The following is a 13488-nucleotide window of genomic DNA, read 5'->3' on the forward strand; positions in this document are numbered from 1 at the left end:
CTCAATTACTGCCGTATAGGTAGCTTAGAAAGTACATGACACCTATTCAAATATGAATATCATTTCACTGCCATATAGGCAGCTTAATTTTTGGTTAGTACGAGTAATTATGGCTCGTCGATTCCGACACACCAGCACTATAACCTAACGAACTTGAACCACTACCACCAATGCTTGCTGAAACGTGCATAGCCGACAAAGCACCAGCCGCCAATTGTGCTGAATACTGTGCCATCGCTTTTTCCGCTTCAACTGCCAACTGGGTTTTTTGGAAAATCTTGCTGATCTGTGAATCATACTGTTTAAGGCGCATCTCATTATTAGAAATGCCGATTTTAGAATTTAACTCAGCAAAACGAGTCTGCATTTCGGCATTTGACATACCAACACGCGCATGAATATCAGCATTTTTGCTTTGCATATCTGCAACAGCAAGATTGGTACGAGTCTGCATATCAGCATATTTAGCTTGCACATCCGCTTTGGCAGCATACATACGGGCATTTGACTCAGCAACGCGAGTCTGCATTTCGGCATTTGACATACCAACACGTGTCAGCATATCGGCGTGCTTCACTTGTGCGTCAAGATTGGCAAGCTGTGAACGGTTTTGTATATCCAAAAACTTGGCCTGTAGATCAACATTAGATATGTTAATACGAGCATTCGTATCGGCATACTTTGAATACATATCCGCATTGGCGATTTTAAGATTGGCTCGAATCTGGGCATTTTTCCCCTTCGCATCTAACACCCCCAACTGCATACCAACTGCCGTTTTAAATGCTTCGATCTGGCGAACATAATTATTGGTTAAATCCTGACTGGCTTTCGACTGTTCCTGTAATAATGTGCGACGGTAATCCAGATCAGACTGGTAGCGCTGTAGATCAACCTTAGCAGCCTCAAGTTTTAAGCCTTGCTGCTTATTTTTTACATCTGCCTTTGCGCTCAATCCTTGAACACTAGCAACATAATTTTTTGCCATTGTTTCAAATAGGCCGAGTCGCTGACTCTCTGACTGTACCTGTGCGCCATATAAATCAACTTTTAATTTTTCAATATTAGATTCAGTTGAAAACCCATCCACTTCTGCCTTATATAAGTCAAACTGGGTTTTAGCGGTATCCACTTTTAGTTTGACTGCATCAATCATCGCTTTGTAGATTTCCACATTCGCCATGACTGCTTCAAATTTCTGCTTATATAAATCAATGGCAAACTGACGAATTTTTACTTCAAAACCCGTATATTCAATTTGAAGACGAATAACCTCCATTTTCTTCATGGTCATCTCAATAAAGTATTTATAGATTTCCATAAAATACTTGGTCGCATCTATACGAAGTTGAAATGCTTCTTTTAATTCAGCTAGATGCATCTTTGCAAAATCAGACTTTAATTGAATAATATCCAGTTCATGTTTTTTCTTCTGCATGAAACGATCATACAAGCGTTGCTCAATATCGAGACAGCGATCAAAGACCAAACGCACTTCCTGAATTTTCTCTTTAAATGCTTCAACGGCTAAAGCGCGTGACGCTTCTGATGCACGCAAATTACCCTGCGTGCGAACATAGTCAACACGCTTTGCCATAGCTCCCTGTGGCATAGAAAATCCACGTGCAGCCCAGTCTTGATAAACTACCTTAATCTCGCTTTGGGTAACACGATTTTCCCTGTCCAATACAGCATCAATGCTTTGCTGTTCTATCTGTTGCTGTACACCTGACCAAGGTGTCGCTTCACCAGTTCTCCACCTATCAAGCATTGTTAAAAAAAACCATTCGGAAGCAACTAATTTCCTTCGCTCAAGTTCATTATAGTCACGTATAAAAACTTTGTATGCCTCAGACCGTGCTTCCTCTAAAATGCTATGTGTTTCATCGACTGACTCAAGACAACTATCAATAAATTCTGTTGTTTCCTCTTTAATATCATCGTTTGTTTCATCCACATTCTTGATGAGTTCATCAAACCCCTTATTAATTTCTTTAAAATCAAGTTTAGGCAACTCTATTTCTTTATCGAACTTAGGAAACTCAGGAAATTTTGCAAGCGTAGGAAATTCTGGAAATTCTATTTCATCAAAAACAGGCTTTTCAGGTTTTGCCAAAACATTCAAAGCTGGAGCAGCAATTTCGGTTGGTGTTGTAATAAATGGAGCTTGTGGCAACTGAAAATCAGACAAATCCAAATCAGTTAAGATTTTATTTAAATCAACTGGCGCAGGCATATCGCCAATTTGAAAAACATCCTGACTAGGGAGTTCTGGCACAGTTAGAGTCGCCATATCAAATACAGGGTCATCTATCTCAATCTCATCCATTTCTGGCGACTTAAGCAATCCAGGTAATACAGGCAAATCAACACTAAATGTAATTTCAGGAATCTCTATTGGTTGAGGTGCTGCTATTGCTTGCATCTCGCCAAAATCCAGTGTAGGTGGCGTGACTGAGGGCAAGATAAAATCAGGAGGTGTAATTAACTGATAATTTGGTGGTAAATTATTGTTGTAGTCCAGTTGTGGCGCTTCGGGTAGATCATCACCTGTCAGAATATCTGTTATAGCATCAAGAGAAGCATTGAGTTGACTCGTATAAGCAGATACACGACTCTCAAACAAACGCATTTTATCTTCAACTTGCTCTGTTGCCTTGTCCACTACACTTAACGTTGGAATTAATACAGGAATACTCACAATTACACTCTCCGTTTGGTTGGAGTCAAATCAATGCTTAAATCATTAATATAGCCTGAATGACCGCTAATCTTAAATTCAAAGGAAAAATGCCGACCACGCAAGCCACGCCCAAACAATACTCGACCATTGGTTAAATAGTCGGCCTGCTCGTTTGGTAACGGATAATAATAAGTCTGCTTTGTGCCACTTTGTGTGGTGGTCACGCCCACTTCCAGCTTTTTAGAAATACCTGATAATTGGTATTCAAGATATGCGGCAACGGGATGAACGAGCTGACCTTGCCCTATATCGAGCTGACCAGTCACCACTTTGGCATCAACTTCGCTATCTGCATTAACTCTAAAGACTCCACTGTCATTAATGCCATATAACACCCCATCAATGACAAGCATGTCATGGAACTGATAGCTGTCGTAACGTGACATTGCCCACGTGTCCACATTGGCGGTCCACGCAAAACCGCGATAACGCTCACCTAGTACCTCATCATCAAGAAACAGCAGTTCATTGATAAACTGTTTGGCGTAGCATTTTCCTGTTGGCTGCTCCACAATCGCCAGATTCTCATAAATCCATTGTTTAGCTCGACGTACTTGCTTAAATTCTTCTATAGGGTTAAGCACGTCCACAACATACTGCACAGCAAATAAACGCTGTAGATAACGCTCTGTAAAGCCGACATGATCAATAACCTGTTGGTAGAACCGCCCTACTCCCTTATCTTTAATGCCAATACGTTCATAAACCCTGGACTGGGTGTGTCGGGTACTATGCCATGTATCAAGGTTGGTAATCCTTTCATGCATGAATGAACGAATCTTATGCCGAGCAAAAACGTCAGTAACAACCAAGACATCAGTCACATTATCCCGATAGCGTGGGCGATTGAAATGGTCGCCAACCTTAATCCTGTCGGTAATCCTTGAAACACTATGCTTGCGGCCCACAATATTCTCAGACACAACCAGTATGTCCTTGGTGGCACCCATATAATGTTCACGATGACTATTGGCGGTATCAATCACATCGGCAATCAAAGTCTTGGTGTGTAAACGTGCCTTGACGCGATCATCTACAATGATTTTTTCAAAAATATGGTCAATGTGACGCTTGCGCCCAGTAAAAGTATCGACCAAGGCAATCTGGTCATTTAATGCCTGAATCCTGCGGTCAACAATCTCATCCGCAGCCATAACCTCATCAGCATTATGAACTACGATGATTGATTTAACATTTTCGGTGACACGTATCACTTCATCAGCAACAACCGCCTGCTGTCCCCATGTGCTATTGGAATAAGCAATGATTTCGTGAATATCATCCCGATAGTAATTACTCATTGATTACTCCAATAAAATGGTAAGCAGCTTTATGTTCAACTAAACTGGTATATCCCCATTTACAGCGACGGTTATACTGGTCTGTTTCAGATATGTTGGCATATTCACTATCCCCAAATACAACCTTACAGGCATCCCGATAAAAATAGAAAGGTGTACCACCTACATCGGCAGGTGAGAAAGAAAAGTACCATGGTTCAGGTAAATTTCGATGAATCACAGGTGTACCAGCATTCCCGTAAGCAATACTTACACGACCTTTTTGGATATTCGATTCATGCTCACTTTTATCGAAAGGTTCAATCGTAGGGCCTTCACCGCCAATAGCCACACCTCCTGCATGATGAACCCCCGAAACCCTGTCTGTATAAGGTGAACATATTGCGCTTACATCCACATACCCGTTACCTACACCGAACCAGTCACCTGAGTCAGCAAAGTCGCTGTATTCGCTTGGGTTATAATTGGGTGGACCCGAAATGTACACATAGTCACCTGTTGTCGGTTGAGGTTCCCCTTTACCCGCGACACCTATCCAATGGAATATAAAGTCGTATGTCCACATCATATACGATGTCGGGTCAGCCATAGAGTGTAACGTGTGTTTCTCTTTTTTAGATTTCGATTGAGTGCTTTCTTGGAAGGCGTACAAGATGCAGTCCCTGTTAAAGTTCGGCACACAGATTGCGCAATCCATACCGTCACCTGAAATACTATCTGTGACAGTTACGTGCTTATAGTATCTTGCACGGCTCAGTAAACCGTTCATCATCAACACACCAGGTGTCTTATACAAAGGGTTACCGTAACCTAAGTCTGTACCGACAATTGAGGTGTGTGTTTTGCTCGGACTTGCCAATCTACGATCGTCAAAATCGGATGTATAAAAATACCCCATTAAACCTGTGGAACCAGTTGTTTCCGTTTTTTCCCATTGACCAACGATCATTACATCCTCAAAAGTGGATTGCACTTTTTTATGGAATGTACGGTCATCAATGAAGAATTTAACGACTTTAAGCTGATCATCAACATAACAACCAAACATAACCGTATCACAACGTACAAACTCTCCTTTGTAATCAGGAGAGGCAAATATAAATGATTCACATCCTTGCCCTGTTAATTCAGGAAACTTTAATCGGCCCATAGAGGTAGGATATTGTTTACCTAACAACCAACATACTGCACCGCTTGATACTCGTGTCACACTTCCTGAGTGTGATGCAATGGGCTTTACTTCGTAATTATCCCAATAATCCACATCAACGGACGTAACGCCCAAGGGATTGTATAGGGTGGTTAATGCCTGCTGATAAATATCTTCCTGTGGCACCCGACGCAACTTATACATAATTGCTAATGTCTTTTGCTCGCCTTTGGGTAGCAATGCAGCCAACTTATTTAAGTATTGAGAAATTACTTCAACATAGTTGCTATCCACATCTATTTTACCAAGCCAGCCTTCTTTCTGCGCTGGCACCAAATTTAACTTAATCTTGTATCCATAAGCGTACATTAAGCCATTATCAGCATATCCCCAACAGGTGTTAAATCCCTCATGTCCCTTTGAATTAAACGACCATCCACACGCCATATACATGGCTGAATAATTATAAAAATCAGCCGTATCACATACTTTAATCACAACCCCAGCTCTGCGCCATGACTGGAAATCTTGCCCAGTAGGAAAGCTCTCCCCACTTGGCATTCCACCAAAACGATCCAATATCTTCAAAATTTCATCATCACTCACTTCTTCGATATATTCACGAAATGCTTCGGTAGTCGTTGCAGGTATAAGTGGTAAAGGCATTGCCCAAACACCACTTGGATCAATTTGTATTAACCAAGGTTTATTTTCACTATCAAAAGAAACAAGATGAGTCTTGCCGAACTTATAATCGTATTGAAATTGGCCATCAATGTTGGGTAAACCTGAATAACCAGGCAATCGAACTCCATCCAATTCGCTTGAAATTCTCTCAATGTATTTATCCGTGATTTTAAAACTTGCTCTTTCAATAGGTGTATCTGGCAAATTATTTACGGCTTGTTTTCCGTAGCCACCAACAATCTGCATCACCTCTGCCATCGCACCGCTATACCATGTAGGGCGTTGTTTTACATACTGTGTATGCGTATAAATACCTGTATAATCAGGTTTGAAGTAATAAAATTTTGGATGATATTCAATAAAAAAACGTTCTAATGCTACATCTTTGGCTGGAAACTCTGACTGTGCATCAGCATAACCAGCTAATCTTCTTCTTGCCTGTTCTGTCAGCTTAATACCAACTTTTTTATCTTCAGTTCTAACAATCGCCTTGGTAATCACACCACTGTAGAGCATTGGAACATATGTTTTTGCGAAACCATCCAGTTCAAACTCATCAAACGATAGTTCTTTATGGGCTATGGCTTTAAGAATACCGCCCATATCTTGCAAAATGACATAACCGCCATCAGGCAAGTTCTTGACCTGCCTGATGCTGTCTAAGTTGGATAGGGTCTTTTGGTTTGTTAGCTTTTTAAGTTCCTGATCAATAAACAACTGGTCACGATCACTTAACTTACCATCCAGCACCAAAAGCCCATAAGGACGTGGGCTGTGCATCGGTTTATGCGGCAGTGAAACTTAAACGGTAGCCGATGTCATAAACATCACCATCTTGGAATGTACGAGCTGCACTATATTTGGTTGCAGAAATTAACGTCCCTGATGTACCACCTTTGGTACTATTGGTGAGTAATGCTGCACCTGTTACATTCAATTGTGATGATGTTGCAATCGTCACCGATGCAGTGGCAGTAAAATTGTCAATCTGGTTGCTTGTGGTATCAGTTGGTGTCCATTGTGGACGTGTGGCATTGGTGTACCCCTCAGTCATGCTGACGATTTCAGATGACACCGCAGCAAAATTTGCAGCAGTCCAGTTTGCAGCAGGTGCTGTTGCCCCACTAAACAACGCAAGATAGTAGCCTGATGACTTGGCTTTACTGCCCATTGCTACATTCAGCAGATGAGCTAAACCCTCATTGACCACAAGATTGCAGGTATGTTGCCATTCCCCACCATTAATGCGGTCAAAGTATTCGCCCGAAACCAGAATACCCTGACGTGGAAGATAAATTCCGTTTGCAGTGTAGTCATAATTCTCTCGACCTAAATCGGAGGCAATAGCTTGTTGTAACTTGTGGTCCATGACATAAGCCTTTCATTGAATAAATCATGGTTTAGCCTAACGCAGTAATTATTCTTCTTCCTAGCCTTACAGACCTACCAGACTTTGCGGTGATTCCATGTAGCGTCCCTGCATGTAGCTCAATGATTTGTCCTGTTGCCGTACCTATTACATAGCCGTTTTCAGCCAGCCATAATGCAGACTTTGCACCACCTTGTGAAATATCACTCCCTACAAGGTCACCATCAACACTTATGGCACTGAATGGGACAGGTGGATGCGCTGTTTTTCTAATAAATGTCATTTCATCAGGCTGTCTACCACTCAAAAAAACCACATGATCAACTTGTCCAACCCATATTCCACCCTCTACAGGCACAAGAAACGTAATGCGTTGAGGTAACATCACAAAGCCATACTTTTCATCATGCAGATGGTAAGCCATAGGTTCAGAAAAATAGATGATATTTTTATCCGCAGTAATCAAACGACCATTCCAGTAATCGAAATATTTACCAATCGGCATTGGTGAATAATTCTCAAACTGTGCTTCAAAACCAAGCTTGTCCACAGAAAGAATATCAATGGCGGAACCCAGGTCACTGATGTTGAAATCATCATAATGTCTAAGCACGCTACCATTTGTTGTTGTGATATAAACCCTTACCGCATCAACATCTAGTGGATTCAATTCAAGAATATTGATCTGTATTTTTTTTAAACTATTGATTGCAAAATCAGGATTGCTTTGTTTGAGGTCATTATCAATTTTAATCAATCGTGATTCTGACAACCCTGACTCTTTACCATTTTTTAGACATGACATGGCAATCACATAGTTGCCGTGTGGCAACTGTCCGCCATCACTTAAAACAGGTGCATTACTAAAATAAGGTACAGGGACATTTAAAGCTGTTAATGCAACACCATCAAAGACAAATAAATCAATATCAGTACAGATATACACTAGATTGTTGATAACTTGATAACTCACAGACTGAGCCACAATATTTTCACCTAGTATCCTGTGGCTCCAATCTAAAGGGCTTACCAATACGACATTATGATCCAGTGTTGCAAATACATCCCTATGCAATGGGCTTTGCCAAATATTTTTAAAGTTCAGCTCAGACACCTGAGAAGCACCCTTACGCAAGGCAATACGCCCCGTATCTGAAATATCGACATTCAGCGCATCACGGACGAATAATTTAGGCGCATCACCACCACGCTGCAAACTGTCATCGCCAGAAACATTGTTCATCCCTGAGATCGGAAATAGTTTTATGCCTGCCATTAAAAAGCCCCTTTTCTGTACTGATCTGCATTACCATCTGGACGAATATAATGTGCCGCAGGGTTTACATTAGGCACGCCATAGCTTGATAACACAAACCCTATAGGCTTGATCAACAGTTCTGGTATAGGTAAATCATTCCGAATGACGCGCATTCTCTTATCAAAAGCCGTGTAGTCATACTCACAGGTGAATGATTCAAAACCCGCCAATGCGACCTCTCGAATGCGATTTGAAATCCAGGCTTTCCCAAACTCCTGATTTTCAAATCCACCATAATTACCCTTAACAAGCTCACCCACACGCAAACCTTGCCACATGAACGGGGTATCACCACTTTTTTGCGTTCCCATTTGCTGAGAGAACAAGCCACTCGCCTTCAAGGTTCTATGATAATGTGAAACCCAATTGACTGATGAAATACTTAATGAGTTAAAACCACTTGGTCGAATCGTTCTATGTAGCTGCTCATTCCGTTGTAATGTAGGTCTTCCAAATAAAGTCATTATAGAAGAACTAAATTGAATGATTTTTTGAGTACCATCACCAATAGAAGGCCAGCCCATTCGATATGATTGAAGTCCTTTTACATCAATATAACGCTTTCTTAACTGTATTTTATGCGCACTATCTAAACGACTTTGATTACCTAAGCTAGTAGCTATTTTTCTGTGTTGCAAAGTTACGCTTGAGCGACCAAAAATCTCTCCAGGAGGATAGCTTGTGTTTGGGTGTTCGTTGATGTAGTCAATTCCACGATCAATAGGATGGTTGATAATGGCCTGTAATGGTGCGTTTTTTACTGCATAAATGGTATGTGGTGATAATCTTGGCGCACCAACGGTTATTGTAGAATCAATTCCCTTTCCAACAGATATGGTTCTATTTTTTAAGGCAACACGTGGCATTTGTTTGAAATCAGGCATACTGATTCCATACTCCATCAAAATACCATTGGATTGAAGGTGCTGTTCACCATATCGCGTTGCAATAAAACCTTCTGTAAAAATTACATTCGTTTTCACGGTAGGTATTGAGACTTGAGCGTTCAACCTTGGTGGCGGTTCAATACCATGACCATCTTTTTCCTCACCATCTATTTCAACTGCATCCAACCATATATATTGTGGATAATATGGCGGTACGCCTGTTTTGGTGACTTTAGGTCTTGGCACATTCCACTGAGTAAATCCATTCACTAAGAGCTGTCGATCTCTAAATGCTATTTCACTTCTACCCCATAAAACCGTTTCGCTGCCTTGCTGTAACAGTTCACGCCATTGTGTACGAATACTAGACTGTCCAAATTCTTCGCTGTTGCGTCCACGTGTTCCTAACTCTGGCGTAACGTTTTTAAGGGTTGGATACCCGTAAGCATCTCGCATAGTCCAACGTGGAGTAATGATATTCCAATGAATGCTTAATGATGGATTGCCAAAGGCTTGATAGTCATCAAAACGTCCAACTTCTTCAATATAACGTGTGTATAGATGGACTGAATGTATAGGGATATAAGGTGGAGCAATGGCATATCTATGTTCAAATGATAAAGTCCTGATTCGATCAGCAATCATCGGCGTGCCCATTTCAAGACTTTCAAAATTACCAATACGATTGAAATATCTTCGAGTATTTAGAACAGTACCTACACCAAAGGTATCGGCTTTAAAACCTTTCTGAGCGATAACAGACGCTGCATTATAAATTGCAGACCAACCACTTATATATGGCGCTTCCATGCCTTGTAGTTTTAAAGAACGCACACGGTCAGCAATCATTGTTCGACCAAAGGTCAATGCGCTCAATCCACTTGGAGACAATACACGCGCTTTGTTTTCAATGTTTGGCTCGCTTATGCGTGCACTATTACTACCAATAGCACCAATGGTTTTGTTTCTATTCTCAATGTTTGTCCAACCCGTCCATTTAGGAGGTGTTAAACCGCTATCAACATCGTAGTACATTTCAATGTATTGGCGTAAATTCCAAAATTTATGCGTACCAAAACGATGACCACCCTCTTGACCTGTGGTTAAAAAGCCATTTGGTTTTATATATTTTTTCCATAAATCTATAATTGTTAAACCAAACGGATTGATGAAACCTTGCGGATAAATCGACTGGCTTTCAGGAATAATACGACTGCCAAACAATGTTGCAACATATCCAAAAGGTTGGATATGCTGTGTACCACCTACACGATGAATAGGTATGTTCGGATAAGTTATAGAACTTGGCGATAATGACCGTACCGCATAAGATACCCACGCACTGCCACCATAAACAGAATGAATTGAACCCTTAGCGAGTATTGTTCTACGCCCATGTTCTACACGTGGCGTTCCGTATCCATCGTTAAAGATACCTGTTAGCTTTAAATACCTTGCAAAGTGCCAAACAGTAATCTCACCAATGGCAAGAGAATCACGTCCAAGTCCTGCATAAATAGAACGAGTTTTGTTTGAAACCCATGTGGAGCCAAAGGTGCTTTGATTAAATCCGCTAGGCTTTAACTCAGGAGTCTTGATAAGTGTATGTGTGCCAAGTTTTGGTTGATACCAACCACTTGGCTTAATGGTGCGAATGCGATAACCAATGGCAGAATTTAAACCATCAAGAGAATAAATTCCAATCGGTGTAATAGACGGTGTTTTGTTGTAAATGTCGGTTATGCCAAAACTTCTTGAATCAAAACCCTTTACTTCAATAGTGCGTCGAGTGCTTTCAACAACACCCCAATCACTGAATGCTTGCGAATAAAACCCTGATGCTTTAATTATTCTTCTAGTATTTTTTGCCGAAATGTCACCAAAAACACCGCCAGCAATTACTGTATTTACACCAGTTACATATATTTTTTGAGTAGGGTCAAATACTTTCGGATAGCCCGATATAAATGCTTCAACTTTAGCAGGCTGAATATAGCGTGGACTATGTGAAATCCATGCCACGCCATAAGATGATGCATCAAAACCTTTAGGAGATGGATTACGTTGTACCCATGCTGTGCCAAATGGTGCAGGTGATATGCCGAATGTATAGATAATACGTGGTGATACGTTTGGACCTAGTATTACTGGAGGTGCAATACCAAGTGATGGAGAGCGTAGATCAACATACTGATCAGCACGCGTATTTAAAACGTTTGATTGACCGAAGACTTCCGAATTAAATCCTCGACCTGTGACATATTTTACGCCACCTTGTAGATAGGCATTACCGTATCGTGATGGCGTGAATGCAGCAGCACGAATATACTGTCGCAGGTTGTAGACTTTTGATGGAGTTCCAACCGATAACGCACTAAACCCACTAACTTTAATTTCTCTATTAAAGTTCCAGACATAAGCAGCGCCAAAAGATGCAGCGTCATAACCGCCAACATTTTGAATATATTGTCGTAGGTTGTAAATTCTAGGATTGCTAAATCCTAGTGCATCAAAGCCATAAGGTTTTAAATATTGGGTATCGTTACGGACACCTGGCACCCCGATACCGAAATCGGCAAAACCATTTACGCTGACACGACGATAACCCAGGCGAATGAATACACCATCATCACCAAAGGTTTTGCTTTCAAAATGTTCCGGGTAAACGTATTGCGTATTACGTGCTGGTGGTGCAATTTCACCTTCTTCGCTTTCAAAATGAAAACCAATTGCATCACCTGATGGCGGTGTATAGCGTTCTGTGAATTGAAAACCTAACTCATCCCCTTTTGGTGGAGTGTATGGTTTAGCACTAAATTTAAAACTAAGGCGATTACCATCCGAAGGTAGATAAGGTTCGGTAAAGTTAAAACCTAAATTATCGCCTGCGGGAGGTGTATAACGTACAGTCTTAAACTTGAACCCCAAACGATTACCCTCAGGCGAAGCGTACCGAGTATCAAATTCAAAGGTAAATTTTTCATTGTTCGGCACATACTTAGCCATGTGGGGGTTGACCTTACACTTTAGGTTTTACATTGGAGAAAATAATATCGTTATAACCCTCCACACGACAAACCACATCGTACCGATAGCTCAGGTTCAAGCCGTCGATGCGCCACTGGCCCGTATTGTCTGACATTGTTTTAGCCACTAACACCCCGTCACCCTGAGGTACTGTAGCTGTTCTCAATAGAACTCTGATTTCCCCAACCGAAGGTCGCCCCTCAACAATGATTAAATAGTCGGGAAAGCTACTACTAAAGTAACCATTACCGCCTTTGGGTATGAAGGGGGTATATCGACGATTAAAGCCGATATATGCGAAAGCGTTAGGGGGTACAACTGAAAACGTTTGCTCGCTCATTAGTCACCCCAAGGTAGAAGCATGACAGGGATTTTTTCTATGGGTGTTACACCTGGTAACCAATTGGTTGTTCCGAAACCATAAGATGCGAAATATTGTCGATCACCGTTACCGTCAAGATTTACAGTGACAATACCCATATCACCGACAGCACCTGCATGGACACATCCCGCAGGTATAGGTAAGCGTTCACCTTCGACTGTGGTAAGCAATTGAGCTACACGCACACCATATTTATCCGAAACAACGCCCGACTCAGTAGCAGCACTGACGCTTTGACCCGCACCCATATAAACCCATGTACCGTCTACAGTGTTTATTAACCACTTACGCTGTAACCCCATACTGTCGATATTTAAGTACATGTTTCCTACCTCCTGAAGGTATGACCCATTGGCGTTCATATTGCGTGGTAAGAACACAATGTTGTATGCGTCACTCAATTTGAAGATCGCTATATTCGATGTGGAAATACCTGTCTTATGGGCGATAGAAGCATTGCCGTTTTGTATTGCGTCCAAACTCATAGAGTCCGAAGTAGTACAAAAAACGAAATGATCTGACGAACAACTTACCCGTAAAGTTAGCTGTACACCTGTGCGAATACCTCCGTAAGAAGCATCCCAATAACCCCCCCAATTATCGTTCTTGGGATTCAGTGTTATA

General features: G+C 41.3%; 8 protein-coding genes. All 8 read right to left on the reverse strand.

Annotated elements, in window-relative coordinates:
• Positions 1–94 precede the first annotated feature (94 nt).
• The 8 genes from F973_RS09095 to F973_RS15100 are packed head-to-tail and all read right to left on the reverse strand — an operon-like array spanning position 95 to position 13187.
• Positions 95–2701 (reverse strand): TolC family protein, encoded by a 2607-nt coding sequence (locus F973_RS09095; RefSeq protein ID WP_004761353.1) that lies wholly within the window; start codon positions 2699–2701, stop codon positions 95–97.
• A 2-nt stretch (positions 2702–2703) separates the two neighbouring features.
• A complete protein-coding gene (locus F973_RS09100) occupies positions 2704–4044 on the reverse strand; it encodes a hypothetical protein (RefSeq protein WP_004761354.1) in 1341 nt (446 codons plus the stop codon).
• On the reverse strand, positions 4037–6661 hold the full coding sequence (locus F973_RS09105) for a hypothetical protein (RefSeq protein ID WP_004761355.1): 2625 nt from the start codon (positions 6659–6661) through the stop codon (positions 4037–4039). Before F973_RS09105 ends, F973_RS09100 begins: the two co-directional genes overlap by 8 nt.
• Before the next feature lie 4 nt (positions 6662–6665).
• Positions 6666–7250, reverse strand: a complete 585-nt coding sequence (locus tag F973_RS09110) for a hypothetical protein (RefSeq protein ID WP_004761356.1) — start codon at positions 7248–7250, stop codon at positions 6666–6668.
• 31 nt (positions 7251–7281) lie between these two features.
• Positions 7282–8526, reverse strand: coding sequence for a hypothetical protein (locus tag F973_RS09115; protein WP_004761357.1), 1245 nt, complete (start codon positions 8524–8526; stop codon positions 7282–7284).
• Positions 8526–12461 carry a BamA/TamA family outer membrane protein gene (locus F973_RS09120; protein WP_004761359.1) on the reverse strand — a complete coding sequence of 1312 codons (3936 nt, stop codon included), beginning with the start codon at positions 12459–12461 and terminating at the stop codon, positions 8526–8528. Before F973_RS09120 ends, F973_RS09115 begins: the two co-directional genes overlap by 1 nt.
• 13 nt (positions 12462–12474) lie before the next feature.
• Complete coding sequence (locus F973_RS09125; protein ID WP_004761360.1) at positions 12475–12822, reverse strand: hypothetical protein; 348 nt, start codon at positions 12820–12822, stop codon at positions 12475–12477.
• Positions 12822–13187, reverse strand: coding sequence for a hypothetical protein (locus tag F973_RS15100; protein ID WP_155756467.1), 366 nt, complete (start codon positions 13185–13187; stop codon positions 12822–12824). Before F973_RS15100 ends, F973_RS09125 begins: the two co-directional genes overlap by 1 nt.
• Between the last annotated feature and the right edge of the window lie 301 nt (positions 13188–13488).

The organism is Acinetobacter sp. CIP 102129 (assembly GCF_000368305.1).
Taxonomy (GTDB): Bacteria; Pseudomonadota; Gammaproteobacteria; order Pseudomonadales; family Moraxellaceae; genus Acinetobacter; species Acinetobacter parvus.